At 53.8% G+C, this 26,567-nt stretch carries 25 protein-coding genes and 5 pseudogenes; 17 read left to right on the plus strand and 13 right to left on the minus strand.

Features of this window, described 5'->3' with window-relative positions; genetic code table 11:
* Positions 1-17: 17 nt before the first annotated feature.
* The 8 genes and pseudogenes from JCM2850_RS04015 to JCM2850_RS16935 form a co-directional block, all read right to left on the minus strand.
* Positions 18-884: a D-amino acid aminotransferase gene (locus JCM2850_RS04015; protein ID WP_025869932.1), complete on the minus strand. Its 867-nt coding sequence runs from the start codon at positions 882-884 to the stop codon at positions 18-20.
* A 16-nt stretch (positions 885-900) separates the two neighbouring features.
* Positions 901-2,060: pseudogene (locus JCM2850_RS16925) on the minus strand (D-alanyl-D-alanine carboxypeptidase family protein).
* An 89-nt stretch (positions 2,061-2,149) separates the two neighbouring features.
* Positions 2,150-3,184 (minus strand): septal ring lytic transglycosylase RlpA family protein, encoded by a 1,035-nt coding sequence (locus tag JCM2850_RS04025; RefSeq protein WP_025869934.1) that lies wholly within the window; start codon positions 3,182-3,184, stop codon positions 2,150-2,152.
* A gap of 41 nt (positions 3,185-3,225) precedes the next feature.
* Positions 3,226-4,320, minus strand: a complete 1,095-nt coding sequence (gene rodA, locus JCM2850_RS04030) for a rod shape-determining protein RodA (protein ID WP_025869935.1) — start codon at positions 4,318-4,320, stop codon at positions 3,226-3,228.
* Positions 4,310-6,198, minus strand: a pseudogene (gene mrdA / locus JCM2850_RS16930) (penicillin-binding protein 2). Before mrdA ends, rodA begins: the two are co-directional and overlap by 11 nt.
* A 61-nt stretch (positions 6,199-6,259) precedes the next feature.
* Complete coding sequence (gene mreD / locus JCM2850_RS04040) at positions 6,260-6,739, minus strand: rod shape-determining protein MreD (RefSeq protein ID WP_025869937.1); 480 nt, start codon at positions 6,737-6,739, stop codon at positions 6,260-6,262.
* Entirely contained in the window at positions 6,726-7,658 is a 933-nt protein-coding gene (gene mreC / locus JCM2850_RS04045) for a rod shape-determining protein MreC (protein ID WP_025869939.1), read from the minus strand. The genes mreD and mreC overlap by 14 nt, the downstream gene beginning before the upstream one ends.
* Before the next feature lie 136 nt (positions 7,659-7,794).
* Positions 7,795-8,837 (minus strand): annotated as a pseudogene (locus tag JCM2850_RS16935) (rod shape-determining protein).
* Between the two features lie 132 nt (positions 8,838-8,969).
* On the opposite strand from JCM2850_RS16935, the gene gatC reads away from it, so the two are divergent.
* From gatC to gatB, 3 genes and pseudogenes are all read left to right on the plus strand, one after another.
* Complete coding sequence (gene gatC / locus JCM2850_RS04055; protein ID WP_025869941.1) at positions 8,970-9,257, plus strand: Asp-tRNA(Asn)/Glu-tRNA(Gln) amidotransferase subunit GatC; 288 nt, start codon at positions 8,970-8,972, stop codon at positions 9,255-9,257.
* Between the two features lie 8 nt (positions 9,258-9,265).
* Positions 9,266-10,730, plus strand: a pseudogene (gene gatA, locus JCM2850_RS16940) (Asp-tRNA(Asn)/Glu-tRNA(Gln) amidotransferase subunit GatA).
* Positions 10,730-12,162, plus strand: a pseudogene (gene gatB, locus JCM2850_RS16945) (Asp-tRNA(Asn)/Glu-tRNA(Gln) amidotransferase subunit GatB). The pseudogenes gatA and gatB overlap by 1 nt, the downstream one beginning before the upstream one ends.
* Positions 12,163-12,268: 106 nt before the next feature.
* Here gatB and JCM2850_RS04070 read toward each other — a convergent pair.
* Positions 12,269-13,294 carry a helix-turn-helix domain-containing protein gene (locus JCM2850_RS04070; protein ID WP_025869943.1) on the minus strand — a complete coding sequence of 342 codons (1,026 nt, stop codon included), beginning with the start codon at positions 13,292-13,294 and terminating at the stop codon, positions 12,269-12,271.
* Between the two features lie 468 nt (positions 13,295-13,762).
* On the opposite strand from JCM2850_RS04070, the gene tatA reads away from it, so the two are divergent.
* From tatA to tatC, 4 genes are read left to right on the plus strand one after another with little or no spacing between them, the layout of a single operon-like run.
* Complete coding sequence (gene tatA, locus JCM2850_RS04075) at positions 13,763-13,969, plus strand: Sec-independent protein translocase subunit TatA (RefSeq protein WP_234406080.1); 207 nt, start codon at positions 13,763-13,765, stop codon at positions 13,967-13,969.
* A 23-nt stretch (positions 13,970-13,992) separates the two neighbouring features.
* Positions 13,993-14,412 (plus strand): Sec-independent protein translocase protein TatB, encoded by a 420-nt coding sequence (tatB, locus tag JCM2850_RS16950; RefSeq protein WP_025869946.1) that lies wholly within the window; start codon positions 13,993-13,995, stop codon positions 14,410-14,412.
* The gene (locus JCM2850_RS24235) at positions 14,394-14,561 is read left to right on the plus strand and encodes a hypothetical protein (protein WP_439645844.1); all 168 of its coding nucleotides are present in this window, start codon (positions 14,394-14,396) and stop codon (positions 14,559-14,561) included. The genes tatB and JCM2850_RS24235 overlap by 19 nt, the downstream gene beginning before the upstream one ends.
* Positions 14,558-15,133, plus strand: coding sequence for a twin-arginine translocase subunit TatC (gene tatC / locus JCM2850_RS16955; protein ID WP_439645845.1), 576 nt, complete (start codon positions 14,558-14,560; stop codon positions 15,131-15,133). Before JCM2850_RS24235 ends, tatC begins: the two co-directional genes overlap by 4 nt.
* A gap of 45 nt (positions 15,134-15,178) precedes the next feature.
* Here the strand turns inward: tatC and JCM2850_RS04090 are convergent, their stop codons facing one another.
* Positions 15,179-16,213 (minus strand): helix-turn-helix domain-containing protein, encoded by a 1,035-nt coding sequence (locus tag JCM2850_RS04090; protein ID WP_025869947.1) that lies wholly within the window; start codon positions 16,211-16,213, stop codon positions 15,179-15,181.
* A 553-nt stretch (positions 16,214-16,766) separates the two neighbouring features.
* Here JCM2850_RS04090 and JCM2850_RS04095 point away from each other — a divergent pair.
* The 10 genes from JCM2850_RS04095 to napH all read left to right on the plus strand — a co-directional run bounded on the left by JCM2850_RS04095 (position 16,767) and on the right by napH (position 25,011).
* Positions 16,767-17,558 carry a TorF family putative porin gene (locus tag JCM2850_RS04095; RefSeq protein WP_051525254.1) on the plus strand — a complete coding sequence of 264 codons (792 nt, stop codon included), beginning with the start codon at positions 16,767-16,769 and terminating at the stop codon, positions 17,556-17,558.
* A 438-nt stretch (positions 17,559-17,996) separates the two neighbouring features.
* Positions 17,997-18,788 carry a methylamine utilization protein MauF gene (locus JCM2850_RS04100; RefSeq protein ID WP_305079954.1) on the plus strand — a complete coding sequence of 264 codons (792 nt, stop codon included), beginning with the start codon at positions 17,997-17,999 and terminating at the stop codon, positions 18,786-18,788.
* 128 nt (positions 18,789-18,916) lie between these two features.
* Positions 18,917-20,062, plus strand: a complete 1,146-nt coding sequence (gene mauB / locus JCM2850_RS04105; protein ID WP_234406081.1) for a methylamine dehydrogenase (amicyanin) large subunit — start codon at positions 18,917-18,919, stop codon at positions 20,060-20,062.
* Between the two features lie 4 nt (positions 20,063-20,066).
* Positions 20,067-20,639 carry a MauE/DoxX family redox-associated membrane protein gene (locus tag JCM2850_RS04110; RefSeq protein ID WP_234406082.1) on the plus strand — a complete coding sequence of 191 codons (573 nt, stop codon included), beginning with the start codon at positions 20,067-20,069 and terminating at the stop codon, positions 20,637-20,639.
* Complete coding sequence (mauD, locus tag JCM2850_RS04115; RefSeq protein ID WP_025869956.1) at positions 20,632-21,246, plus strand: methylamine dehydrogenase accessory protein MauD; 615 nt, start codon at positions 20,632-20,634, stop codon at positions 21,244-21,246. The genes JCM2850_RS04110 and mauD overlap by 8 nt, the downstream gene beginning before the upstream one ends.
* Positions 21,247-21,278: 32 nt before the next feature.
* On the plus strand, positions 21,279-21,839 hold the full coding sequence (mauA, locus tag JCM2850_RS04120; RefSeq protein WP_025869958.1) for a methylamine dehydrogenase (amicyanin) small subunit: 561 nt from the start codon (positions 21,279-21,281) through the stop codon (positions 21,837-21,839).
* Positions 21,840-21,904: 65 nt separating this feature from the next.
* Positions 21,905-22,921: a tryptophan tryptophylquinone biosynthesis enzyme MauG gene (mauG, locus tag JCM2850_RS04125; protein WP_081774969.1), complete on the plus strand. Its 1,017-nt coding sequence runs from the start codon at positions 21,905-21,907 to the stop codon at positions 22,919-22,921.
* Between the two features lie 4 nt (positions 22,922-22,925).
* Complete coding sequence (locus JCM2850_RS16960) at positions 22,926-23,462, plus strand: cupredoxin domain-containing protein (RefSeq protein ID WP_025869962.1); 537 nt, start codon at positions 22,926-22,928, stop codon at positions 23,460-23,462.
* Positions 23,463-23,512: 50 nt separating this feature from the next.
* Positions 23,513-24,214, plus strand: a complete 702-nt coding sequence (gene napG / locus JCM2850_RS04135) for a ferredoxin-type protein NapG (RefSeq protein ID WP_025869963.1) — start codon at positions 23,513-23,515, stop codon at positions 24,212-24,214.
* Between the two features lie 2 nt (positions 24,215-24,216).
* Positions 24,217-25,011 carry a quinol dehydrogenase ferredoxin subunit NapH gene (gene napH, locus JCM2850_RS16965; protein WP_234406083.1) on the plus strand — a complete coding sequence of 265 codons (795 nt, stop codon included), beginning with the start codon at positions 24,217-24,219 and terminating at the stop codon, positions 25,009-25,011.
* A 202-nt stretch (positions 25,012-25,213) separates the two neighbouring features.
* Here the strand turns inward: napH and azu are convergent, their stop codons facing one another.
* The 3 genes from azu to JCM2850_RS04155 form a co-directional block, all read right to left on the minus strand.
* Positions 25,214-25,657, minus strand: a complete 444-nt coding sequence (gene azu / locus JCM2850_RS04145) for an azurin (RefSeq protein ID WP_051525255.1) — start codon at positions 25,655-25,657, stop codon at positions 25,214-25,216.
* Positions 25,658-25,912: 255 nt separating this feature from the next.
* Positions 25,913-26,194 carry a type II toxin-antitoxin system RelE family toxin gene (locus JCM2850_RS04150; RefSeq protein ID WP_025869967.1) on the minus strand — a complete coding sequence of 94 codons (282 nt, stop codon included), beginning with the start codon at positions 26,192-26,194 and terminating at the stop codon, positions 25,913-25,915.
* Complete coding sequence (locus JCM2850_RS04155) at positions 26,184-26,432, minus strand: type II toxin-antitoxin system Phd/YefM family antitoxin (RefSeq protein WP_025869969.1); 249 nt, start codon at positions 26,430-26,432, stop codon at positions 26,184-26,186. The genes JCM2850_RS04150 and JCM2850_RS04155 overlap by 11 nt, the downstream gene beginning before the upstream one ends.
* Positions 26,433-26,567: the final 135 nt, after the last annotated feature.

A 26,567-nucleotide genomic window follows, 5' to 3' on the forward strand; every position in this document is an offset into this window, starting at 1 on the left:
CTTGGGCCATGATGGTTTTACCTCGTATGACGCATATATTGGTTCTTGAAATCCTGGTACAGCGCATACATGCGCTGGAATAAGGGGCCGGGCTGACCCTGACCTACACTCTGGCCATCCAGGCTGATGATGGCGAGTATTTCCTTGGTCGATGACGTAATCCATATTTCGTCGGCGCTGCGTAGCTGCGCTTCGCTCACCGGGGCAACCAGGTGGGCAATGCCATGCGAAGCTGCCAGCTCCAGTATCACATCGTAGGTCACCCCAGTCAGCATATGCTGACTCTTGGGTGGCGCCAGCAATTTGTCCTGCGCCACCACAAACACATTGGTGCTGCTGCCTTCGGTCAGCCAGCCTTCACGCAGCATGATGGTTTCTGCCACGGCTTCATCCACCGCCTGCTGCCGTAGCAAAACATTGGCGAGCAAGGAGATGGCTTTTATATTGCATCTATCCCAGCGAATATCAAGCGCGGTGATCGCCGCCACGCCGGACTGCACCAGAGCTGTGCTTGGGGTCTGCAAGGTCATGCTCATGGCAAATACGGTGGGCGCTACGCTCGCTGGTGGAAAAGCCTGATCGCGTGGGGCTACGCCTCTGGTAACTTGCAGATATAAAGACTGATCCTGCAGCGCTTTATTCTCGGCAATTAATTGCAGCAACATGGCGCGCCAGGCAACAGTTGTCAGCGGGTTACGTATACGCACCGCCGCCAGGCTGGCTTGCAGGCGTTGTATATGTTCATCGAGACGAAAAGCCTGGCCGTTGTAGACCGGGATGACTTCATAGACGCCATCACCAAACATAAAGCCACGATCCAGTACTGGGATCGTGGCTTGTGCCAGGGGCAGGAAGGCACCGTTCAGGTAAACGGTGTCACCCATGGATTGTGTGGTCTGATTATTCAAACAAGAGCTTGATACTGTCCAGCATGCGGCCAAAGATACCAGCGGTTTCCACATTCTTGGCGGCAACCAGCTTGTGCTCGGCAATCACCTTATCATCCAGAATAAACTCTATCTTGCCGATTTGTTGGCCTGCGCTGACCGGGGCCACCAGGGGTTGCTGGCTGACGATCTTGGCCTTGACGCGGGCATACTCACCCTTGGGCAGCGTAATCGCCACATCCTTGGCGACAGTGGCGACTACCGTGTTTTCTGCACCCTTCCAAACCTTGAGGTTGCTGACCACGGTGCCGCGCTTGTATACCTGCTTGGATTCATAGAACTGGAAGCCATAGTTAAGCAGCTTCTGGCTTTCGGTAGCACGGGCAGAATCAGAAGGCGCACCCAGCACCACAGAAACCAGGCGCGTATCGCCACGCTTGGCAGAAGTCACCAGGCAATACCCTGCGCTCTTGGTGTGACCAGTCTTCATGCCATCAACATACGGGTCCAGCCACAGCAAGCGGTTGCGGTTGGGTTGGCTGATCTTGTTATAGGTGTATTCCTTAACCGAATACAAACGCTTGTACTGGTCTGGGTAATCACGGATCAGTGCTACCGCCAGCAGCGCCAGATCGTGGGCGGTGGTGTAGTGTTGTGGGTCAGGCAGGCCAGTGGCGTTGACGTAATGCGTGTCCTTCATGCCCAGGCGTGCGGCTTCCTTGTTCATGAGTTCGGCAAAGCTTCCTCCGAACCGGCAATGCCTTCCGCCAGGGTGATGGAAGCATCGTTGCCAGACTGAATAATCATGCCGTGCATAAGCTCATCTACGGTCACTGGTTTATTCGGCTCAATAAACATCTTGGAGCCTTCAACCTTCCAGGCCTTGACGCTGACTGGCAGGGTTTGGGTCAGGCTCAGGTGGCCATTCTTGACCGCCTTGAAAGCAAGATAGGCAGTCATGATCTTGGTCAGCGAGGCAGGCTCCACACGTGAGCCGCCATCTTGCTGGGCAATGACACGGTCACTGTTGAAGTCATACAGTTGGTAGGATTTCACTGCCAGTGCTGGTGGCTGGGGAATATCCACTGCCTGGGCCAGGCTGGTGATGCTGAGCCCTGTGACAGCGACAAGCGCGGTCAGGTGTTTGCGGTAAAGATGGAATAGCGTAAACATAGTTTTCTTGAACTCGGACTTTCTTGAACCCGGATCAAACTGGGTTCAGTGTTAATGGCTGGCGTTGCTTGCTCACAGGTGGGAGTGACTCACTGCCGGATCACGATGGCATTGGTATTGAGCATCTGCTTGATCTTGGCTGCAGCGGCTTCTGCCTGTTGGCGGCTGCCATAAGGCCCCAGCCTGACGCGATAAGTTCCGGCATTATACCAATTCTCTATCTGCACGTTATCCGCGAGTTTCTGCTGCTGCAGGGTTTCCACCAGGCGATCGCCATTGGCCTTGAGTGAGAAGGCACCCACTTGCACGTAATCACCACTCACAGGTTGGGTGATGGTGGGTTCGTTCATGGTATTGGTCGTGACCGTAGGGGCAGGTTCTGCGGCTGGAGTTGGCAAAGGCTTGGCAACAGGCGCTGGCAGGGGTTTGCCGCTGATAGGTGTATCGCCAGCGGGTGCTGCCAGGGGCTTGGTCGCACTGCTCTCGGCTAAGGGCGGAGGAGCGGGCTGCTTGCCGTTAGGGAATGGAATGGCTTTGCCTTTTTCATCCAGTGCTTCTACATCAACGATGCCACTGCCTTTTTCTATCAGGCGCAGCTTATAGGCGGCGGCATAGGAGAGGTCTATCAGTCTGTCATCATGGAAGGGGCCACGGTCATTGATACGTACAACAACTGAGCGGCCATTCTCTGGGTTGGTTACCCGCACATAGCTGGGTAGCGCCAGGGTGGTGTGCGCGCCCGTCATGGAATACATATCATAGGTCTCGCCGCTGGAGGTTTTCTGACCGTGATAGCGCTTGCCATACCAGGAGGCAACGCCGCGCTGCTTGTAGGGCGTATGTTCGGTCATGGGGGTGTAACGGCGGCCCAGCGCGCTATAAGGGCGGTTGGAGCGTGGCAGCGGGGTTTCGGCGCGCGGCACGGCATCAGGAATGCTGTCTATATCGGCAGGTGGATTGTCACCTGGGCCATCATCAAGGTAGTAGCCGCCTTTTTTGGTTGGGGCTTTCTGTGTACTGGGCTTGCTGTCCGGACTGGTGCTCGGCTTGACGGCAGTGCCGCCGCCACAGGCAACTAAAGTGAGAGCGAGCAGGGCGGGAATCAGGGGTTTCAATACATTCATGGGTTTTGCAGGCAGCGCATGCCTGCTTTACTCCTTTTCTGTCAGGATGTAACGAGCTTCTTGTGCGTTTGGATGCTCATGAGTATGCCAAAGCCCAGCAGCAAGGTCACCAGTGAAGTGCCACCGTAGCTGATCAAGGGCAGGGGTACGCCCACCACAGGCAGGATGCCGCTGACCATGCCAATGTTGACGAAGACATAGGTAAAGAAAGTCAGCGTGATACTGCCAGCTAGCAGGCGGCTGAAGGTGTTTTGCGCCTGGGCCGCAATCATGAGGCCACGGCCTATGATCAGGGTAAACAGCAATAGCAGCAGCACATTGCCCAGCAGGCCAAATTCTTCACCAAATACCGCAAAGATAAAGTCTGTAGTGCGCTCAGGCAGGAAATCGAGCTGGGACTGCGTGCCATTAAGCCAGCCCTTGCCCGCAATGCCGCCAGAACCCAGCGCTATGCTGGCCTGTATGGTGTGATAACCCGCACCCAGAGGGTCCTGATAGGGGTCAAACAGAATCTCAATGCGCTTGCGCTGGTAGTCATGCAACATGGTCCAGAGTATGGGGGCCATCACCCCTATGCTGACTGCTGCGCCTATCAGTAAGCGCCAGCTCAAGCCCGCGAGGAAAAGCACATAAAAGCCGGAAGAAGCGATCAGGAGCGAGGTGCCCAGATCCGGCTGTTTCATGATCAGGCCCACGGGGATAGCCAGCAGCACGGCCCCTATGGCGTGATCCTTGAGGCTGGCTGCAGCCTCGCGCCGCGAGAAATACCAGGCCAGCAGCATGGGCACGGCAATCTTCATCAGCTCGGAAGGTTGAATCTTGGCTACGCCTATATGCAACCAGCGCCTGGCGCCATGGCTGATTTCACCAAAAAAGAACACACCCAATAGCAACAGCACGCCTATGACATAAGCGGGTAATGCAATACGTTCCAGATGCTGGGGCGAGATATTGGCAGCGATCCACATCAGGCTCATGGCTACGCTGATATTCACCATCTGCGTGGCGATGCGGCCCATGTTCTGGCCAGAGGCACTATAGAGCACGCACAGCGCCACTATCATGGTGACAATCAGGCTCCCCATGAGGAAGCCATCTATATGCCTCACCAGCCGCTTCAGCAATTTACTCATCATGGGCGTGTTCCTCTGCAGGCTCGGCTGGGGTTGGGGCGCTAATCGCCGCTTCATCAATCGCAGGCTTGGCCGTTGGCGGCTCCTTGCCCAGCAGGTAGTAATCCATCACGCGGCGCGCAATCGGCCCGGCAGTGGAGCCGCCGTGCTTGCCGTTTTCAACAATAATGGCAACCGCGATCTTGGGGTTTTCTGCCGGGGCGTAGGTGATGAACAGCGCATGATCCAGATGCCGCTCAGCCAGCTTGCTTTCGTTGTATTTCTCGTTCTGCTTGATACCTATGACCTGGGCCGTCCCGGTTTTGGAGGCCATGAGATATTCACTATCTGCCCCTAAGCGGGCAGCAGTACCGCCAGGCAGCGTCACATCCATCATGCCCTGTTTCACCAGTTCGATATTCTTGGGGTTAAGCGCCACCTGATCGACCACCACAGGCTGTACCTGATGGACTTTGCCCGTCTTGTTTTCCTGAATTCCGGTCACCAGATGCGGCTTCATGGCCTTGCCGTTGTTGGCGAGTATGGCCGTGGCCTGTGCCAATTGCATAGGCGTCACCAAGGTATAACCCTGGCCTATGCCTACAATTACGGTTTCACCCGGATACCACTTCTGCTTGAAGCGGCGCGCCTTCCATTCCGGCGTGGGCAGCAGGCCGCCCATCTCGCCCTTGATGTCTATGCCTGAGGGTTTGCCAAAGCCAAAATGGCTGACAAAGCTGGCCAGACGTTCTATGCCCAGCTCCATGGCCAGGCCATAGAAGAAGGTATCGCAGGAAACGGCAATCGCCTTGCGCACATCCACCACGCCGTGACCGCTGGGTTTCCAGTCACGATAACGGTGGCTGCTACCCGGCAAGGTAAAGAAGCCAGGGTCGCTGATAGAGAAAGGCGGTGCGCGCTTGCCCGCCTCAAGGCCAGCCAAGGCGACAAAGGGCTTGAAGGTGGAACCCGGTGGTAGATGCCACGCAAGGGGCGGTTGATCAGCGGCTTGTCCAGTGATTCATTGAGTTCTTTCCAGCTTTCACTGTCTATGCCGTCTACAAATAAATTGGGGTCAAAGCCTGGCTGGCTGACATAAGCCAGCACTTCCCCAGTACTGGGTTCTATCGCCACCAATGCACCGCGATAATTGCCAAAGGCTTCCTCGGCAATACGCTGCAACTTGACGTCCATGGAAAGAATCAGATTGTTGCCAGGTACGGGTGGCGTGCTGGATAGCACGCGTACCGCATGGCCGCCAGCGTCTATCTCAACCTGCTGGAACCCGGTAATGCCGTGCAACTGGCTTTCGTAATACTGTTCCAGTCCGCTCTTGCCTATATGGTCTGAACCCTTGTAATTGGAGAGATCGCCAGACTCCCTGAGGTTGTTAAGGTCTTTATCATTGATGCGGCCTATATAGCCCATCATGTGCGAACCCAGCTTTTCCTGCGGATACTGGCGGAACAGGCGTGAGCGTATCTCCACGCCAGGCAGACGGAAGCGATTGACCGCAATCTTGGCGGCTTCTTCTTCATTAAGGTGAGTACGTATGGGCACGCTTTCAAAACTATGCGTTTGCGCGCGCAGTTTCTTGAAGCGTTTGCGGTCATTGCTGCTGACCTCAATCAGGGTTGCCAGCGCCTCTATGGTTTCATCCACGCTGTGCTCGACCTTGGCAGGGGTGATTTCCAGGGTGTAGACAAAGGAATTCTGCGCCAGCACTTCACCGTTTCTATCCAGAATCAGGCCGCGATTGGGCACTATGGGCACCAGCGAGATGCGGTTGTTTTCCGCCATGGTCTGGAAATAATCGTAGCGCGAGAACTGCAGAAAAACGAAGCGACTGATCAGAATGCCAAAGCAGATCAGCACCAAGAGGGCGCCGACAGCCAGGCGCATACGGAAGTCGTACTGCTCCTTTTTGTAATTCTTCAGTTCTGAGCGTGATCTCTTCACGCGCTCAGGCTCCGTTGGAGCGAGAATCGATGCGGATACGCGAGAAAATCACGCATAACCAAAGCAGGATGCTGCTGACGCAAGAGAGGAAGTACCACCAGCCCGGCACTTCACCGCCGGAGAATAATTTAAGCACCAACATGGTGATCTGCGTGAACACCAGCAACAGAAACACATAACCCGCCTGCTGCCATTGATTGAACAAGGCCAGACGGCGCTGATAGGTCACGGCGAAGAAAGCGGTTAAAGCGTAGGCGAGCGCATACTGACCAAACAATCCGCCAGTGATGAGATCCATGACCAAGCCAGCAAACCAGGCGGTGCCTATATTGCATAGATGCGGCGCGCGCAGGTTCCAGTACAGCACGGTCAGCAGGATAAACTCAGGGCGTATCAGCAGCATGCTGCCAGACCAGGGCAATAGCTGTAGCAGCAATGCCAGCAGCAGCGACAGATAAACGGGCTTGAAGCTAGTGGTTTGCATGACGTTTAGGCACGGTGAATTTCTTGTTGCGGGGTGGCGTGCTCAGGGTATTGGTGTCCGCCGGGGTCTCGGTTTTGGGGATGCTCACCAGCAATAATTGCTTGTGGTTTTCTATGCCTGCCAACGGTTTGCAGATGATATGCGCAAACGGCGAGTTGGGGTTGGTATCCACTTGCACCACCTCGGCTACTGCCAAGCCTGTGGGGTAAACCCCATCAATGCCAGAGGTCACCAGCCTATCCCCTACCAGCACATCGACATTGGCAGGTAGCGAAGGCAGTTCTATGGTGGCTTCACGCCCGCGGCCAAAGGCAATGGCGCGCAGGCCATTGCGTTCAACCTGTACTGGCACCGAGAGATCCTTATCCGTCACCAGTGTGACCTCGCTGCTGTAGGGAAACACGCGGGTAACCTGGCCGATAACGCCCACTTCATCGATGACCGCCTGGCCTGGCGAGATATCCTGACGTGAGCCCAGATTCACCACTACCTTGTGACTGAAAGGGTCGCGGCCCATATGTAGAATTTCCGCCAGGCGGGCAGGCTGGTGCGAAACGCGGGCAGCGCCCAGCAGCTTGCGCAGGCGCTCGTTCTCCGCTTCCAGTGCATTGGCGCGTTGCAGCTCGGCTGCATGCACCAGGGCCTGGTCGCGTAGTTGCAGATTGTCGTGCACCAGTGTGGTTTGGGTATGCAGGTATTCGCCAGTGTCCTCAACCAGTTCCAGCGGGGCATTGGCCAACACTTGCAGCGGATGCAACAGGGCAATAAAGCCCTGACGTACTTCAACCAGGTAATGCAGTCTGGCATCGGTGGCAATCAGAATCAGCGATAGCAGGGCGGTGATAAACAGCCGGGTGGTCGGGCTGGGGCCGCGGACAAAGAATCCAGTGTGATGTTGGTGTTCTAGGGCGCGGGGCATGGGACTAGTTTCTGATGGCGCTTGCGTCGGTTATCGGGGGTAAAGCCAGGCTAGGCAAAAGCAGATTAGGTAAAACCCGGCATATAAAAAACAGGCCATGCTGGCATGGCCTGTTTCTAATGCAGCGGGATATCGCTTATTCGTAGGCAAATACATTGCCCAGCTTGTCCATTTCTTCCAGTGCGCGGCCACAACCACGTGCCACACAGCTTAATGGGTCTTCCGCCACAATCACGGGCAGGCCAGTTTCTTCCAGCAGCAGGCGGTCAAGGTCACGCAGCAATGCGCCGCCGCCAGTCAGCACCATGCCTTTTTCAGCAATATCGGCACCCAGTTCTGGTGGGGTTTGTTCCAGCGCAGACTTCACCGCGCCGACGATGGCATTCAATGGCTCGGTCAGCGCTTCCAGAATCTCGTTGCTGGAAATGGTGAACTTGCGTGGCAGGCCTTCAGCCAGATTGCGGCCAGTGACTTCCAGTTCGAGCACTTCAGAGCCAGGGAAGGCAGAGCCAATCTGCTTCTTGATCAGTTCAGCAGTGGGCTCGGAAATCTGCATGCCGTAGTTACGGCGTATGTAATCAATGATGGCCTGGTCAAACTTGTCACCACCGACGCGCTCGGACTTGGCGTAAACAATACCGCCCAGCGAGATCACGCCCACTTCTGTGGTGCCGCCGCCGATATCCACCACCATGGAGCCTGTGGCTTCAGCCACTGGCATATTGGCGCCTATGGCCGCTGCCATGGGTTCTTCAATCAGGTAAACCTGACGCGCACCCGCCATTTCGGCAGATTCCTTGATGGCGCGGCGTTCAACTTGCGTGGAACCAACGGGCACACAGATGATGATGCGGGGATTGGGGCTGAACAAGCGGGATTCGTGAATCTTGCGGATGAAGTACTTGAGCATTTGCTCGGTGATGGTGAAATCGGCAATCACACCATCTTTCATCGGGCGTATCGCCGTGATGTTGGCAGGCGCTCGGCCCAGCATGCGCTTGGCTTCCAGCCTACGGCCAACAGGGTTTTTTTACCGGTGGGGCCGCCTTCCTGGCGTATTGCCACCACGGAGGGTTCGTCAAGAACGATACCTTTGCCGCGCACATAGATGAGGGTATTGGCGGTGCCAAGGTCAATGGCGAGGTCATTGGAGAAATAGCTGTTAAGAAGACCGAACATTTGTGTGTGTATCCTGAGCGAGCCACCGCAGGCTATAAGGCTGTTACAGGCTTTATTCTGCGGCTGAAGATGTGCGTAAAATCAAGTTATAATAACCGATATCGCCTAGAAATTTAAGATTTGGATTGAGAAATGTCACTGAGCAATACCGACGTCAAACGCATCGCGCACCTTGCGCGTATCGCGGTCAGCGATGAAGAAGTAGGCGCAACCCTGGACAAACTCACCGGGATACTCGGCCTCATAGAACAAATGCAGGCGGTGGATACCACCGGGGTAGCCCCTATGTCGCACTCGCAGGATGTCAGCCAGCGCCTGCGCCCTGATGTGGTTACCGAAAGCAATCAGCGCGAACTGCTGCAATCCATCGCCCCTGCCGTGGAAAACGGCCTCTACCTCGTCCCCAAAGTCATCGAATAAGCGGCATCATGATTAATAAAAGCCTGAAACAACTGGCCAGCATGCTGGCTGGCAAGGAGATTTCCAGCGTCGAACTCACGCAGGAATACCTCAATCGCATAGATAGACTCAACCCCGAAATTAATGCCTATATCACCGTCAACCCTGACTTGAGCCTGGCACAAGCCAAAGCGGCCGACCAGTTGCTGGCCAGTGGCAAGGCCACGGCACTGACTGGCATTCCCATTGCGCAGAAGGATATCTTCTGTGCCAAGGCTGGAAGACCACCTGTGGTTCCAAGATGCTGGAAAGCTTTATTGCGCCTTATGATGCGGCAGTGATAGAGCGTTTCAATGCCGCAGGGGCGGTCAACCTGGGCAAGACCAATATGGACGAGTTCGCCATGGGCTCCTCCAATGAAACCTCTTATTACGGCAAGGTGCAAAATCCCTGGGATCGCAGTCGTGTGCCTGGCGGCAGCTCGGGCGGCAGTGCGGCGGCGGTGGCGGCTCGCCTCTGTGCGGCAGCTACCGGTACCGATACTGGCGGTTCCATCCGTCAGCCTGCTTCGCTTTGTGGTTTGTCCGGCCTCAAGCCTACCTATGGCTTGGCTTCACGTTACGGCATGATTGCCTTTGCCTCCAGCCTGGATCAGGCCGGGCCCATGGCGCACTCCTGCGAGGACATGGCGCTGATGATGAATGTCATGACTGGCTTTGATGAGCGTGATTCCACCAGCCTCAATCGCGACAAGGAAGACTACACACGCCAACTCGGTCAGCCTCTGGCTGGCCTAAGAATAGGCCTGCCCAAGGAGTACTTTGCCGAAGGTCTAGACGCAGGCGTTGCCAAGGTCGTAGAAGCCGCTGTGGACGAATACCGCAAGCTGGGCGCTGAAATTGTCGATATCAGCCTGCCCAACACCATGCTGTCCATCCCGGTTTACTACGTGCTGGCACCCGCTGAAGCTTCAAGCAACCTCTCGCGCTATGACGGTGTGCGCTTTGGCCACCGCGCGGCCGAATATGACGACCTCATGGACATGTACTGCAAGAGCAGGGCAGAAGCTTTGGTGCCGAGGTCAAGCGCCGTATTCTGATTGGTACTTATGTACTGAGCGCGGGTTATTACGATGCCTATTACCTCAAGGCGCAGCAGATACGCCGCCTGATTGCGCAGGATTTCGAGCGTGCCTTTGAGCAGTGCGATCTTATTCTTGGCCCCACCGCGCCTTCCACCGCCTTCAAGGCAGGTGAAAAAGCCGATGATCCGGTCTCCATGTATCTACAGGATATCTACACCATTGCCGTCAATCTGGCGGGCTTGCCCGGTATGAGTATCCCCGCTGGCTTTGCCCAGACCGATGGCTTAGCGCTGCCAGTGGGCCTGCAGATCATAGGCAATTATTTTGATGAAGCGCGCATGCTCAATGCCGGGCATGCCTATCAACAGGTTACAGATTGGCATCAACGCATGCCTGAAGGAATTGCATAATGGAATGGGAAGTCGTCATCGGGCTGGAAACGCATACCCAGCTCAATACCAAATCCAAGATTTTCTCTGGTAGCAGCATTGCCTTTGGTGCCGAGCCTAACACCCAGGCCAATGTGGTGGATATTGCCCTGCCAGGCGTGTTGCCTGTGCTTAACCATGAAGCCGTGCAGTGCGCCATCCGCTTTGGCCTGGCCGTGGGTGCCGAAATTGCGCCGCGCTCGGTATTTGCGCGCAAGAATTACTTCTACCCCGATCTGCCCAAGGGCTACCAGATCAGCCAGTATGAACTGCCCGTGGTAGGCAAGGGTGCGCTGACCATAGAAGTGGGCGGCGAGGAAAAAACCATACGCATTACCCGTGCCCATCTGGAAGAAGATGCAGGCAAGTCTGTGCATGGCGCTAGCCTGGCCAATCCGGCATAGACCTTAACCGCGCTGGTACGCCATTGCTGGAGATTGTTACCGAGCCTGATATGCGCTCAGCCGCTGAGGCGGTCGCTTATGCACGCAAACTGCATGAGCTGGTGCAGTGGATCAATATCTGCGATGGCAATATGCAGGAGGGCAGCTTCCGCTGCGACGTTAACGTTTCCGTGCGCCGCAAGGGCGATAGCAAATTGGGCACCCGCCGCGAGATCAAAAACCTCAACTCCTTCCGCTTTATGCAGCAGGCGATTGAGTATGAAACCCGCTGGCAGATAGAGACGCTGGAAGATGGCGGCAAGATAGAACAAGCCACCGTGCTGTTCAACCCCGACACTGGCGAAACCCGCGCCATGCGCAGCAAGGAAGAAGCCAACGATTACCGTTACTTCCCAGACCCTGACCTCTTACCCTTGAGCATCACCGAGGAAGAGATAGCCGCAATACGCGCTGAACTGCCAGAACTGCCTGCCGATATGAAGGCACGCTTTGAGCAGGAGTATCAGCTATCTGCCTACGATGCTGGCGCACTGACTGGATCGCGCGCCTTGGCGGATTACTTTACCGCCACCCTGGCCGCCTTTGGTGGTGAAGCCAAGCTGGCAGCCAACTGGGTCATGGGCAGTGTCAGTGCCAAACTCAACGAAGAAGACAGGCCGCTGGCAGATGCCCCGGTTTCGCCTGTGTTGTTGGCTGGCCTGCTCAAGCGTATTGCGGATAACACCATCTCCAGCAAAATTGCCAAGGAAGTATTCGAGGCAATGTGGGCAGGCGAAGGCGATGCTGACGGCGTGATTGAGCGTAAAGGCCTGAAGCAGGTGACCGATAGCGGTGCAATTGAAGCCATTGTGGATGAAGTGCTGGCTGCCAATGCCGCGATGGTGGAAGAGTTCCGCGCGGGCAAGGAGAAAGCATTCAACGCCCTGGTTGGTCAGGCGATGAAGGCATCCAAGGGCAAGGCCAACCCTGCCCAGGTCAATGAAATTCTCAAGCGCAAACTGACCAGCTAGTTATTTATCCCTAGCGGTGGTCTAAACAAAAAGGCGTACCTCAGGTACGCCTTTTTACTTTGTGATGCGCTAAAGCGGCATTAACTGGTTCTCACACCGCCTGGCGTTAGTAAGTCAGATTCAGGCTGTGCTCAGTTTTAGATCTTTGCAGGGTATCGGTAGGGCATTCGCCAAACAACTCCCGGTAATAACGCGAGAACAGGCTGAGATGCCAGAAACCCCATTTGGTTGCCACATGGGCAATGCTGAGAATATCGAAAGGTGAACTCGCCAGCTCATGCCTGACCCGGTGCAGGCGCACATTGCGCATATAGGTCACTGGCGTAATGCCGAGTACGCGGATAAAGGCATGATTAAGCGTTCTGCGGCTCACGCGCAGCGAGGTGCATAGCTCCCCTATGGTCAAGGGCATATCGGCATTGGTCAGCGTACATTCGCGCACGCGGTTGACCAGGTAGCGTGGAATGCGGTGGTCATACTGGGAATGGGTGTTACCGCGCGTGCTGGTGATGGCATGCAGGCAGGTGGCCATGAGGTCATCCTCAAAACTGCGCCACATGGTGGGAAAGTTGATGGCATCCTTGTTTTCCAGATGGAAATCCATGCCTTCTTTCATGGCAATCAGCAATTGCGCGCTGACATTCTGCGCAAGCGCCTCCACTGGCTTCAACCCGGAAAAGATGTTCTTGAGGTCTAGCCACTCCACTTCCAGTGCGTATTCTTCAAAGCGCTGGGCGGGAATCGCCGCCGCGGTGATTTCGGAGTTATTTGAGGTGCGGAAAAACAACTCGGCATTGTGTTTGAGTGAGATTAAGGAATTTGTGCTCACTGGCAGCATGCCCCAGGTGGAATCACCCTCAACCTGGGTGGCCAGCCCCACCACGTAACAGTCTTCAGGTGCGCTGGCGATCTGGTCTACCGCCTTGCTCATGGATTCGGTGAATATCTGCAAATCCTGGCAGGTGACGCTGGTGACCGCGCCGCTGAAATTACCTTTGCTTAGTTGGGTGTAATCCTGTGACCAGAAGGGCAAGGCATCGGCTTGCTCCAGTACATCTGAGGTAGATCGATTGACGATATGCAGGTCCAGACTGGCTGGCGCAGCAGCGGTGAATTCATCTCTATAGCCCATGATACAAACTCCTCTGTATATTGCAGTCGTGCTTTTGGCAAAAATCAGCAGCGCCAAAAAACTTCATTGCTCTTGAGAGCTTATTGTTATTTCACTATCGCTATGCCCAGGTTTGTACAGCCAATTGAGCGGGCACAGACAGCAGACTGAACGGTATGAGCAACTGTAGCCCTCAGTCATGCACTTGAATAGTAAAAACTGGCATGACTCTGAATCCTTGGCTTTGATGAAATGTAAGATATTGAATTATTTATAGTTTTAAAGAGTCCAGTTTATGACTTGCATGTATAAATAGACGCACTTTTTGCTTACATTTGCTAACAAATATTGGCTCATGACAATATCAAAAATCGGCAAAGGCGCGCTTGAGTACAAAGCAGAAATGACGAGTGTGACAGCGCGGCAAAATTTACCCTGGCTAAAAGTTATGCCGTTTCTTGATATCGGCTTCAGGCCAAATCAGGGATTATGGGATTTTTGCGCGACGAGGAATTCGAGATGGGTAGCTTCAGCATTTGGCATTGGCTGATTGTACTGGCGGTGGTGACCATGGTATTCGGCACCAAGCGCTTGCGCAATCTGGGAGGAGATCTGGGCGGTGCGCTCAAGAGCTTCAAGGAAGCAAGCCAGGAGCCCAGCAATGAATCTGCGCGGCCGCTGGACGACAAGCATTAAACACAAAAGCGAAAAGACTGCGCATGTTTGACGTTGGATTCTCCGAGATGATGGTCATTGCCATTGTGGCGCTGGTGGTGCTGGGGCCGGAAAAACTGCCCAAGATCGCGCGTACGGTGGGCAAGTTCTACGGCAGCATGCAGCGCTATATGTCGGGCTTCAAGGCAGATATAGAGCGTGAAGTGGCGCTGGATAATATGCGCAAGGCCACGGCAGAAGCGCAGCAAAAACTGCTGGAGCTGCAATCTCAAGTCAAGGTGCTGAGTGGTGAAATCCCAGAACTGGCTGCGCGGGCGCAGGAGGGTGGAGAAAACGTGATGGATGCAGACAGCCTGCACCATGAGCATGTTGCGCAGACAATACCTGAACTTGTGCCCAGCCCTGCCGTTTTGACAGAAACCAGCGTCAAGGAAGATGAAGTGTTATGGAAAAAGAAAGCCTGATCAGTCATTTCCGCGAATTAAGAACCCGCTTTATCTGGATTCTGGCGGGCATACTTGCGCCCATGCTGGCGCTGATTCCTTTTGCCAATGAATTGCACAGTTTCTTTATTGCGCCCTTGATGCGTGAGCTGCCTGCGGGTGGCAGATGATAGCCACTTCCGTGGTGTCACCATTTATAACGCCTATCAAGGTGGCCTTATATGTAGCAGTTATGATCAGCCTGCCGCATACCTTGTATCAAATCTGGAAATTCTTTAAACCCGGCTTGTACCAGCATGAAAAACTGATTGCTGGACTGGGGCTGGTCTCCAGCGTGTTGCTGTTTATTATGGGCGCAACATTTGCCTTCAAGTTTGTCATTCCTGTGGTGCTGCACTTTATTGTCGGTACTGCCCCGGAGGGGGTGGCGGTGATGACCGAGATAGAGAGCTATCTCAACTTCCTGATTTCCATCCTGCTGGCGTTTGGTATTTCATTCCAGATGCCTATTCTGGTAGTTGCCATCGTTGCCATGGGGATAGTGGATGTGACGCAGTTAAGGCAAATTCGTGGTTATGTGGTGGTGGGTGCGTTTGTGATAGGGGCGATTTTTACGCCGCCCGATATCATTTCCCAGTTCATGCTGGCAATTCCACTTTGGCTGTTATATGAACTGGGAATAGTGGTGGCGAATGTGTTATTTAATTCACGTAAGCTGGCAGCGAATAGCGAAGCATCATAATTGAAAATATGATTGCTGATTGAGCCAATAATTGGCGAGAATAAATCAGCGTAATCTGCGTGATCGTTGCAAAGTATCTATAGGCACTTCGCCAAATAATTCCCGGTAGTATCGGGAAAATAAACTCATATGCCAAAATCCCCATTTGGTGGCGAGTTGCGAGATGCTGATAATTTCATTAGGGGCATTGAGAATTTCATCACGAATTCTGTGCAATTTCACATTGCGCATATAGGTGATAGGGGTAATGCCTAATACGCGTGCAAATGCATGGTTAAGTGTTCTTCTTTTGACTCTTAATATCAAACATAAATCATCAATGGTTAACGGTACGCCTGGGTTCATCAAGGTTTCTTCCCTGACCTTGTTCACCAGATATCTTGGAATTCTTTGATCACTCTGGGCAGAGGTATTGCCTTTGACATGCAGCAGTGCAAACAAGCAGGTAGAAAGCAGGTCGTCTTCATAACTTTTCCACATTTCAGGAAAATAAATCTCCTCGTGCTTTTCCAGATGAAACTTCAGCCCCTTGCCTAAAGTGGCTAGTAGTTGATTGGCCACGCCAGGGTTCAGTGGCTCTACAGGTTTGATGGTGCGTATGGAATCCACCAAGTCTATCCATTCAATATTGGCGGCATATTCTTCCAGGCGTTTGCTGGGAATCACTGCTGCAGTAATCTCAGAAACATTGGCGGTCTTGAAGTAGAGCTCAGCGTTTTTGCCCAGGGTAATCAGGGAGTGCTTGTTGATGGGCAACAGTCCCCAGGTGGCATCACCCTCTATGACGGTGGGCAGGCCGATGACATAACAATCCTGCGGGGCGCTGGCAATCTGGTCTACAGCCTGGGTCATGGATTCAGTGAAAATCTGCAAACCTTCGCAGGTGACGCTTAGTACCGAGCCAGAAAAACTGCCTTTGCTTAGTTGGGTGTAATCCTGTTGCCAGAAGGGGAGTGCCAGGGCTTGTTCCAGTACATCCACAGTGGAACGCCTGACCAAGTGTAAATCTAATTTGGCTGGCGTGGCGCTCAGCTCAGCAATAGCCGCAGCGGTGGCTGCGGTCAGCGCATCGTTTTCCATTCAATATACTCCTCCGTATATTATTTTATTGGCATTGTTCAGCCTCTTTCCTCATTGCCTGCAGCTCAAGTGGCTGTTTCAGACGGTGTTTTTTTATGAGTCCGCTACTTTAGAACGACTTATTCCAAGTGCAGTAGTAAGAACTGGCATAAAGCATAGATCACGGAAAAGTCATGCCAGTTATTACTACGATTTTGCCCCCTCAGCAGATATTGTTCACCGTACTTTCAATGTATTAGCGCTATTGGCAAGGCTGACTTGAAAGCATTTGTGAGCTGGATTTATGCGCGAATGATCAACAGAGGGTAGCGCCTGCATGCACTGCCCTGATGCCAGGGATGCAGGTGCCAAGCACTGTGTATATAAGGTCAAGCGCACGGTTGCCCGAAGCTGGGCGCCACTCCATCCGCAAAATAAAGCCAGTAATTACTTACATAAAATTACAAATGTATACGAGGAGGTATATATGCGGGCGATTGCGCAGGGTGTTGGTATGGGTTTTTCTCTCAGTATTTCTAAGCGCGTGTCAGTGTGCGCTTCAGTGAGCTGTTTAATGCTGGCTCATACAGCATGGGCAGACCAAGGCTTGAACCAGGCTGAGCAGGTCAAACAAGATAGTGATTCCCCCCATCACGTCACCACCAATGTGGGTTTGTACAGCGATTATTTATTCCGTGGCTTATCCCTGGCCAGGGGTAGAGGGGCTATCCAGGGCTTTGTCGATTACTCCCATGTCAGCGGGCTGTTTCTAGGTTTGGGTGCCACCAATGTGCATAGGGACGCCATCAATGGCAACACCCTGGAGATTGATCTCTATGGCGGCTATACCCATGCGTTGTTTGATGATTTGGTGGGCACCGTAGGTTTTCTGCAGTTTTATTATCCAGATAATGAAAAGGTGGCGGGGCAGTCTTCCAATGTCACGGAACTGAATTTTGCGCTGGATTATCACCATCTCAACTTCAAGCTTTCCTATTCCCTGACCGACTGGTTTGGTGCCAATACCAAATCGGTAGGTAATACGCAGTACGGCAGCCATACCACAGGCACGGGTGACTCCAAGGGTAGTACTTATACCGAGTTGAATTACAACAAGCCGCTACCTTTTGCTGGGCTTAATCTTTATCTGCATGTAGGCCACACGGCGATCAAAAATTACTCGGTTGCCAGTTACAGCGATTATGCCATCGGCCTGACCAAGGATTTCTCCATTGCGGATAGTCATGGCTGGAATGCAGGTTTGAGCTATGTCATGACCGATACCAATGATCATTGGTATGTCAGTAGTGAAGGCTATAAGTTTGGCGACAATAAATTCTTTGGCTACGTCAAACGTACTTTCTAAATTCTGCCCTTGATGCACTCAATTTCTGGTTAATCGCATCAGGAAATCCCGTTTAGGCACAGCCAGAATTACCTCATGACCATCACGTGTTCGTTTGTGGTTTCCAGGGTGATTCTGGCGCTTTTTGACAAGATTTATTTGGGTTGAATTTCAGGTGAATTTGTGAAGTTGATTTTTGTAGCAAGCCCATGATTTTGTGATTTAAAAACAGGGTTATTGCCGAGATTATATGAATAGTAAGAATCGCATGACTTCATTAAACGGACATGGTCATGCCGATTCTTACTAAGGTTCTGCCACCTAGATCGCTACCATTTACATTGTATTAACAATTTTATTTTTGGATTTCTTCTTATAACAGATGACCGCAAGGTCAAGGAGGATTACGACATGGGGACTTATCACCAGTCGGCTCAACAAGCTGCAGGGGTTGCCTGTGTGCCCGATGCATACAGCTTCTCTGAATCGCAATCACCCAGGGCAAGGTTCTTGCTGATGGTGTCTGCGCTCATTATCGGTGTCGTGGGAGGGGGGGTGTTACAGCATGCTGTTCCTGCTCAAGATGCTTTTACTGGCATGTTTCTTATCATTGCTCTCGTCGGTGGTTTTCTTTCTACTTGGTCTCCATGCGGTTACTCCAGCCTTAGTTTATTGAGGCCGGCTGGCAAGTATTCCGCACGCTCTGTACTGCGTTGGGCGCCTACCTTCTTCACTCATGCCGTTGGTTACGCGGTAGGGGCGGTGGTACTCGGCGGCATGTTGGGTGCAGCAGGCTGGCTGTTGTTCAGAAATGTGCCACTGCAGTACTCGGTAGGCATTCTGGCGGTGCTGGGCCTGGGTTATGGCGCACACCAGCTGGGTTTCCTGCGCATGCCTTATCCGCAACGCCGCGCGCAAGTGCCACATGACGCACGTTTCCGTTTCCGTTCATCCGTGATTGGCCTGTTGTACGGCTTCTCGCTAGGCATGAATTACCTCACCTATGTGCAAACGCCAATGCTCTACATCGTTACCGGTGTGGCGCTGTTTGTGGGTGATATCAAAACCGCTATCGCAGTGATTGCCCTGTTCAATATTGGGCGTTGCCTGCCGGTAGCTGTCAACTTCCTTCCCGTGAAAGACCAGTCCGTACAGGCTTGGTTGGCCCGCTGGCAAGAAAGTGCAGTAGAAGTGGATGGTTTCCTCTTGTTGTCCCTGGGTGCAGCGGCTTTGACCATGCTGGCCCTGTAAGAGTGATGCTTTCTTGAACGCTTTAATCACAACTTTTAATAATATTTGGAGGAGATATGACTAATTTTGATCATCCCTCGATGATTGGTCATTCCGGACGCGGAGCGCGTCTAGCAGGACGCTTGGCAATGGCAGCCCTGCTGGTCTCGGCATTCTCGGCGCAAGCTGAAGTGCCTGGACAGCTGGGTGCCCTGGGCACTGCCAAGTTGCAGGAAGAGACATCGATACAAAAAGCACCACCTAGCGATTCCAAGCGTGTCTATGTGATGGATCCTGGTCATTTCCAGATGACATCCACGGTCTACACCATTGATGGCAAAAACACCAAGCTCTTGGGCATGGTGGATGCTGGCAAGCTGCCACATGTGATGGTGGCAGGTGATGGCAAGTTCCTGGCGGTTGCCAGCACCATGTATTCACGCGTGGCACGTGGCAAGCGTGATGACTATCTGGAAATCGTTGATCCACAGACCCTGGAAATCAAGGCTGATATCGACATTCCTGAAGGTCGTTTCTTGACCGGTGTGTTAGAGCGTCTGGCAGCCCTGAGTGTTGATGATAAGCATCTGCTGTTCCAGCAATTTGCGCCATCTCCAGGGGTAGGTCTGGTTGATCTGGAGTCCAAATCCTTCGTCAAGGTGATGGATGTGCCCGACTGTTACCACATCTTCCCCACAGCCAAGCAGAACTTCTTCATGCATTGCCGTGATGGTTCGCTACTGCAAGTGAGTTACGACAACAAGGGTAATACCAAGCAGAAGCCGACCAAGGTGTTCCACGCCGAGAACGAGTATCTGCTCAACAATCCCTTCTACTCCAACTCCATCAACCGTCTGGCCTGGCCAACTTATGAAGGCAAGGTATTCCAGGCCAAGTTGTCCGAGTCTGGCGCTGAGTTCTTGAAGCCTATCGAAGTCTTCACCGACAAAGAGAAGGCAGACAAATGGCGTCCAGGTGGCTGGATGACGATTGCCTACCACAAGGGCCGCAATGAGCTTTACCTGCTGGCTGACCAACGCGAGAAGTGGACGCACAAGTTGCCTAGCCGCTTTGTCTTTGTGGTCGATGCCACCAGTGGCAAGCGCCTGCGCAAGCTGGAACTCAAGCATGAGATTGATTCGATTGCGGTGAGCCAGGATGGTAGCCCTTACCTCTATGCCGTATCGGCAGAAGCGAAGTCCCTGTTCACATTCGATGCAGTGTCTGGCAAGCAGCTAGGTACGCTGGATGAGTTGGGCCGCGCTCCTTCCATGGTCTTTGTGGCAGATAAGTGAGTTGATGATGGACTGGATAGTCAATGACCCTACCGCAGCCGTATTTGCGTCACTGTTTGTGGCGCTGGTACTGGCGGCGGCAGCAATCCCCAAGTTTTACCATCCGGATGAGTTTCAGGGTGTGGTAGCCAACTATCGTTTGCTGCCCAACTTCCTGGTCGCACCGTTTGCAAAACTTTTGCCCCTGGTGGAAGTGATCTGCGCCGTGGCGCTCGTGATCCCCGTCACACGTGAAATCGCTGCTTGTGTTGCGGCAGCGCTATTCATCATGTTTGCCGTAGCGATTGCGATCAACGTCGGGCGTGGACGCACCCATATCGATTGCGGTTGCGTACGCCGCCCAACCAGCATGAGTCGCATAGGCATGTTCCATGTCATGCGTGCTCTGGCGCTGGCTGGCGTGAGTCTGTTCGCTGCTGCCATGCATGTGGAATACACCAGGATTTCGCTGGAATCCGGCGTCTTGGGCCTCGCAACCGCTGCGATGCTCGCATTGCTTTACTTGGGGGCTGACATGCTTGTTGGCTTTCCAGAAACCAAAAACAACCTCGATTTAAAAGGAAACTCAAATGACTAGTGGAATTCTGATTGGCTCGAATGTGCTGCTGTGGGGCGCTTTTCTGGCTCTGGCAGCGCTGATGCTGGGTGTGATACGCCAGATTGGCCTGTTGCACGAACGTTCGGCTCCCCTGGGCGCCATGATGATAGATCACGGCCCGGATATCGGTGAACGCTCGCCGACCTTTGCCTTGACGACGATAGACGGCACCCCGGTGACCGTTGGTCGTGCCGTCAAGCCAGGCCGCGCCAGCCTGCTGATGTTTACAGGCCCATCGTGCCCCATCTGCCAGAAGTTGCTGCCTATCATCCGCTCGGTAGCGGGTGTAGAAGCGGCTGACGTGATTCTGATCAGTGATGGTACCCAGGCAGAACACCGCGAGTTCCTGCGCAACCACCCATTGGAAGACGAGCTGTATGTGGTATCGGCTGAAGTGGGCATGCGCTACCAGGTTTCCAAGGTGCCTTACGGTGTGTTGCTGGATGCAGATGGCGTGATTCTGGCCAAGGGTCTGTGCAATACACGCGAGCATGTGGAAAGCCTGTTCGAAACCAAGCGTCTTGGTCATGCATCCCTGCAGAACTTCCTCAAGGATGACAGCACTGCGCACAAGCACGTGCACTAATGACCGTTTGAACTTACGGAGAAGATACGGAAATGAAAAATAATTCAGGGTTTGATTCAAAAATAGAAAAGCTGGCACGTGTCACCGCCAGCAAGACCGGCCGCCGCGGTTTCATCGGCAAGCTCGGTGGTTTCCTGGTGGGTTCGGCCTTGCTGCCGCTGCTGCCGGTGGACCGTCGTGGCCGCCTCAATGAAGCTCAGGCTGCCACTACCGGCAACCTGACACGCAGCGGTTTCAAGCCACAGGACAAAGATCCCAAGGCGTGTGACTACTGGCGTCATTGTTCCATTGACGGCAATCTTTGTGATTGTTGCGGTGGTACCTTGACCTCCTGCCCACCCGGCTCCAGCCTCTCACCCAGCTCCTGGGTGGCAAGTTGCTACAACCCGGGCGATCAGCAGACCTATCTGATTGCCTACCGCGATTGCTGCGGCAAGCAAACTTGCGGTCGTTGCAGCTGCGTTAACACCCAGGGCGAACTGCCTATCTACCGTCCTGAGTTCTCGAATGACATCGTATGGTGCTTCGGTGCTGATAACGATGCCATGACTTACCACTGCACCATCTCGCCTGTTGTTGGTAAGGCGAGCTAAATCACCTGGGCAAGAAGCAGATGATAGCGAGATGTAAACCCGTCGTTAGCCGCATGAAGCTGACCATGAAGTTAACGAAAGTGAGCAGCAAGCATCTGCTTCTTGTATTGGGTATGTTGTCGGTGATGGGTGTCAGCTGGGCAGCCGAGCTTCCTCCGCGGGAAAAATTTCGGCGTCCTGCAGACATTCCATCGCCCCAGTCCAATCCCTTGACCGCGGAAAAGATTGCGCTAGGCAAGACCTTGTTTTTCGATGCGCGTCTTTCCCGCGACAAGGGCATGGCCTGTGCTACCTGTCATGCGCCAGACAAGCACTGGAGTGATGCCCGTATATTGCCCCTGCGTGCCGATGGCATTGCCAATGCGCGCCGCACCCCCACTGTGCTCAATAGCGCCTGGCTGGCTGCCCTGATGTGGGATGGCCGCGCCAGTTCCCTGGAAAACCAGGCAGTGTTGCCGATTACCACCGCACACGAAATGAATTTTGACATGGCAGCGCTGGTGCAGCGCCTGCATGAAATCCCCGGTTATCAGCCCCTGTTTCAGCAAGCGTTTGGCGATAGCGAGATTACCCCTACACGCGTAACGCAATCGCTTGCCAGCTTCCAGCGTACCCTGGTTTCGAGAGAAGCCGCGTTTGACCGCTGGGTGGCGGGCGATGACCTCGCCATCAGCGAAGAAGCCAAGCAGGGCATGGCGCTGTTTACAGGCAAGGCCAATTGTGTGGCCTGCCATAGCTCCTGGCGGTTTACCGATGACAGCTTCCACGATATCGGCCTCAAGACCGCAGACCTGGGACGCGGCAGCAAAGTGCCGCCTGAAGTGACCCTGATGCAATACGCCTTCAAAACCCCCAGCCTGCGTGATCTGCCGATTAATGGCCCATATATGCACGACGGCTCCATGCACAGTCTGCAACAAGTCATCCAGCACTATGTAGACGGCGGCATCAAGCGTAAAAGCCTGTCGAACGAGATGAAGAAATTTCAGTTAAGCGAAACTGAAGTCGGCTATCTGGTGGAATTCATCAAGACCCTGGATGGTGGCCCTTTGGCCATAGAACCCCCTGTAATGCCGGAATAAAGCCATGAATCATCAGTATCACAATCGCTACACCAATCCCCGTCGCCAGCAGCCTGCTGCGCAGGCCATCAGTGAAACGCAACGCTGGCGTCTGGCCGCAAGAATGCATTTGCTTAGCTGGTGCCTAGTGCTTTTTGTCGCGTTTCATCTGGCTGGTTGCGCCAGTGTGCCGCCAACACCAGATCACCAACTGGCCTTGAACCACCATGAGTTCATGGCCTGGGATTTTGTCGCCAAGCCTGGCGAGCAGATTTCCATCACCAACCAGTCAGATATTGCCCATAGCCTCTACATCACCTCACCCGCAGGTCAGGTGGTCAATCTGGGCGTGCAATTACCCGGACGTACCGTGTATTGGCGCATCCCGCGTGATGGTGCCGGGGATTACCTGATTCAGTGCTGGATACACCCCATCATCCGCGCCACGCTGCAGGTGCAAGGCATAGCCAAGAAAACGGATGCAGCACAGACACTAACCCCAGCTGAAACAAAAAGCGTAGCCCAGAAACCAGACTCGGCAGCACTGCATAAAACCCACTAATGCCATAAGTCACTGGCCATTTTCTAGCAAGCAGCGGGAAGGAGCACATCATGAGCGATCAAGAGCAAAGCCGTCCCGAACAAGAGCAGGGCCAGCCTGAGATAGCAGAGCCAGAGCGCCGCAAAGCCTTCAAGAAAGTATTCAAAAAGCTAGGGGCGGCCGTGGTAGTCACCATGCTGGGCCGCGCCATGATCAGCGCCAAGCCTGCCCCCGCAGCTTTAGCCTTGCGTCCGCCCGGGGCGCTGCCGGAGAAGGAGTTTGATGCGGCCTGTATACGCTGTGGCCTGTGCGTGGAAGATTGCCCGTTTGATATCCTGCATCTGGCTAGCTGGACCGACCCCGCACCGCTAGGCACCCCTTATTTCACCGCGCGCAATGAACCCTGCCGCATGTGTTATGACATCCCCTGCGTTAAGGCCTGCCCCACCGGGGCGTTGAATCCGCTGCTGGTGGATATCAAAAAAGCCGATATGGGTGTGGCGGTGCTGGTAGATCACGAAACCTGCCTCAACTACAAAGGGCTGACCTGCAGCATCTGCGTACGCGTGTGCCCAATACGCGGCGAGGCCATCAGCCTCAAGCCCATGAGCAATGAGCTAGGTGTGTTGCAGATTCCCACCGTGGATAGCAGCAAATGCACAGGCTGCGGCACCTGCGAAAAACACTGTGTGCTGGAAGAAGCCGCCATCCGGGTATTGCCGCGTAACCTGGGGCTGGGCATATCCGGCACCCATGCCGTAGGCAGGCGCTGATCATGCGCATGCCCAGCATCTCCAGTGCCCAGGATTTTCTCTACCGCAAGCGCTGGTTGTATAGCCGCCGCATAGTGCAGGTCATCATCCTGCTCTCCTTTCTCACTCTGCCCGGCATAGGCCGTATCGCCGATGGTAACCTTTCTTCCAGCACCTGGTTTGGCGTAGGGCTGACCGACCCTTATGTCATGCTGCAATCCTGGCTGGCAGGTGGGCCTATGTTTTTGCCTGCGGTAGCCGGGGCCTTGCTGGTGGGGGCGTTTTACGCGCTGTTTGGCGGCAGGATTTACTGTAGTTGGGTGTGCCCTATCAATCTGGTGACCGATCTGGCCTATTGCTTGCGCCAGAAATTCAATATCAAGGCCAATATGACTATGTCCAGAGAGTTGCGCGCTGGCATCTTGCTGTTGTCACTGGTGCTTTGCCTGATTACCGGCACCCTGGCCTGGGAAAGTATCAACCCCATTACCCTGTTCCAACGCGAACTGCTCTGGGGTTCAGCTGCAGGCGCCACCATACTCATGGGCCTGTTCCTGTTTGATCTGCTGGTGAGTCGCCGTGGCTGGTGCGGGCATTTATGCCCGGTGGGTGCGTTTTACGCCTACCTCGGGCGCTATGGCCGCGTGCGGGTAACCGCCACCACAGCAGGCAGTTGCTCGGGCTGTGGCTCCTGCATCAAGGTTTGCCCGGAGCCGCATGTATTGGCCCCTGTAGTCTCAAAAAATGCCAGTGCCGTCACCCATGGTGATTGCACGCGCTGCGGTGCCTGCCTGGATCAATGTACACTGGTGCATTGAACATGACGCTAGACCTCAAGCCTGGCAATCTGCGGGGTATTCCTATCGTGGTAAAAAATAATCTGAAAGAAAAATGCAGTGGGAAATTGGCAGTGATAAGACAGTGCTTAGGTCTTGATGCTCATGCAGAAAAATGAGCAGGCCTTAGAGCAAAAATAAAGACGGCATGGAGGGAAGTAGTCATGCCGCCTTTATGCAGGGATTACTCTTCCAGTTTCAGCGTACCGCGCATCATGGAGAAGTGACCGGGGTAAGAGCAGAAGTAGGTATAAGCCTCATCCTTGCTCAAAGCGCTGACCTTGAATTTCACCGAAGTCTTTTCACCGCCACCAATGATAGGGGTGAAGGCAATCACGCGCTTATCGCCAGGGGTGACAAAGTTGTTGTCTGCACCAGCATGAGCGCCTTCCTTGGCTACATCACCCACATCTGCACTCTTGGCCAAGACCCAGTTGTGGCCCATGCCGGTCTTGGGCATATGACCCTTGTGCTCAAAGTTGACGGTGAATTCCGCGCAGCTGGCTGGCACGCTGATGGAACGTGTGCTGTAAGTCATGGTGTCACCGCTGGTGACCGTGGTTTCGCATGAAGCGGCAGAAGCGATTGCGGGTGCAAAAGCCAGTGCCAGCAGAATTAGAGAACGCATGATGAATCCTGTATCGAGAATTATTGGACTGCCAATTCTAGGGATATTGCGGTGGGGATGATGGTAAAAAGTGGCATGACATGCATGTGCTGGCCATTATTACGAAATCTCTGGATCAAGGAAGGCGGATAGGGTGAAAACCCACCCATGCAAAGCGTGATTGCTAGTGATAAGGACATGCAGTGAACGTAGACATTACGGTCTTAATGCATGCCAAAGTTGAGGACGGGGCGGGGGCGCTTGGCCTGTGAATGATTAGCGCTTGTCAGCAAGCTGATATATCGCGTTGCGTTCACGCTTACCTACGGCAATTACCAGCACCAGCAACTCCTGGTCTCGTACTTCATACACTAGCCTATAGCCTATGCTGCGGAGTTTGATTTTATAGCGATCTTTGTGGCCGCTTAGTTTGGCAGAAGGTACACGTGGGTTCTGTAAGCGTTGTGCCAGCTTGGCCTTGAAGTGCTCACGGATATGCGCATCGAGTTTACGCCATTCTTTCAGCGCATCTTGCACAAAACCCAGCTCATAGCTCATCTAGCTTGACCTTGACCACAGGCTGTCCTGCACGCGCATCGGCAACTGCATTCAACTCAAGATCCTCAAGTCTTTCCATCATCGCTTCATAGGTTTTTGCAGGGATGCAATAAAAGGCAGGGGCATTTCGATTCAGAATGGCAACCGGGAAACCTTCGCCAGCCGCGACTGTGCCCATAGGGTTTTTCTTGAGTTCAGAAACGCTGGCGGTAGTTTCTGCGAGAATCAAATGTGACATGATCAGCCTGGAGTCTGTTTATGAGTGCCAATAATAGTACCTTAAACTGGTCTTTTCAATGCCATGACAAATGCAGCGCTGTATGCCTATGCTAGTCATAAAAAAACCGACCAGCCTTTTGGGCGGTCGGTTTTT

Origin of the sequence: Methylobacillus glycogenes JCM 2850 (assembly GCF_000617925.1) — a bacterium.
GTDB classification, from domain to species: domain Bacteria; phylum Pseudomonadota; class Gammaproteobacteria; order Burkholderiales; family Methylophilaceae; genus Methylobacillus; species Methylobacillus glycogenes.

Coding starts and splice junctions, on each gene's coding strand:
- tatA (WP_234406080.1), top strand. CDS start 13,763: ATGGGATTTTTGCGCGACGAGGAATTCGAGATGGGTAGCTTCAGCATT.
- JCM2850_RS16960 (WP_025869962.1), top strand. CDS start 22,926: ATGAATCATCAGTATCACAATCGCTACACCAATCCCCGTCGCCAGCAG.
- gatC (WP_025869941.1), top strand. CDS start 8,970: ATGTCACTGAGCAATACCGACGTCAAACGCATCGCGCACCTTGCGCGT.
- mauD (WP_025869956.1), top strand. CDS start 20,632: ATGACTAGTGGAATTCTGATTGGCTCGAATGTGCTGCTGTGGGGCGCT.
- JCM2850_RS04025 (WP_025869934.1), bottom strand. CDS start 3,184: ATGAATGTATTGAAACCCCTGATTCCCGCCCTGCTCGCTCTCACTTTA.
- JCM2850_RS04015 (WP_025869932.1), bottom strand. CDS start 884: ATGGGTGACACCGTTTACCTGAACGGTGCCTTCCTGCCCCTGGCACAA.
- JCM2850_RS04150 (WP_025869967.1), bottom strand. CDS start 26,194: ATGAGCTATGAGCTGGGTTTTGTGCAAGATGCGCTGAAAGAATGGCGT.
- JCM2850_RS24235 (WP_439645844.1), top strand. CDS start 14,394: ATGGAAAAAGAAAGCCTGATCAGTCATTTCCGCGAATTAAGAACCCGC.
- JCM2850_RS04095 (WP_051525254.1), top strand. CDS start 16,767: ATGCTGGCTCATACAGCATGGGCAGACCAAGGCTTGAACCAGGCTGAG.
- mauG (WP_081774969.1), top strand. CDS start 21,905: ATGAAGTTAACGAAAGTGAGCAGCAAGCATCTGCTTCTTGTATTGGGT.
- mauA (WP_025869958.1), top strand. CDS start 21,279: ATGAAAAATAATTCAGGGTTTGATTCAAAAATAGAAAAGCTGGCACGT.
- JCM2850_RS04090 (WP_025869947.1), bottom strand. CDS start 16,213: ATGGAAAACGATGCGCTGACCGCAGCCACCGCTGCGGCTATTGCTGAG.
- azu (WP_051525255.1), bottom strand. CDS start 25,657: ATGCGTTCTCTAATTCTGCTGGCACTGGCTTTTGCACCCGCAATCGCT.
- mreD (WP_025869937.1), bottom strand. CDS start 6,739: ATGCAAACCACTAGCTTCAAGCCCGTTTATCTGTCGCTGCTGCTGGCA.
- mauB (WP_234406081.1), top strand. CDS start 18,917: ATGGCAGCCCTGCTGGTCTCGGCATTCTCGGCGCAAGCTGAAGTGCCT.
- rodA (WP_025869935.1), bottom strand. CDS start 4,320: ATGATGAGTAAATTGCTGAAGCGGCTGGTGAGGCATATAGATGGCTTC.
- tatB (WP_025869946.1), top strand. CDS start 13,993: ATGTTTGACGTTGGATTCTCCGAGATGATGGTCATTGCCATTGTGGCG.
- mreC (WP_025869939.1), bottom strand. CDS start 7,658: ATGCCCCGCGCCCTAGAACACCAACATCACACTGGATTCTTTGTCCGC.
- JCM2850_RS04070 (WP_025869943.1), bottom strand. CDS start 13,294: ATGGGCTATAGAGATGAATTCACCGCTGCTGCGCCAGCCAGTCTGGAC.
- tatC (WP_439645845.1), top strand. CDS start 14,558: ATGATAGCCACTTCCGTGGTGTCACCATTTATAACGCCTATCAAGGTG.
- napG (WP_025869963.1), top strand. CDS start 23,513: ATGAGCGATCAAGAGCAAAGCCGTCCCGAACAAGAGCAGGGCCAGCCT.
- napH (WP_234406083.1), top strand. CDS start 24,217: ATGCGCATGCCCAGCATCTCCAGTGCCCAGGATTTTCTCTACCGCAAG.
- JCM2850_RS04110 (WP_234406082.1), top strand. CDS start 20,067: ATGATGGACTGGATAGTCAATGACCCTACCGCAGCCGTATTTGCGTCA.
- JCM2850_RS04155 (WP_025869969.1), bottom strand. CDS start 26,432: ATGTCACATTTGATTCTCGCAGAAACTACCGCCAGCGTTTCTGAACTC.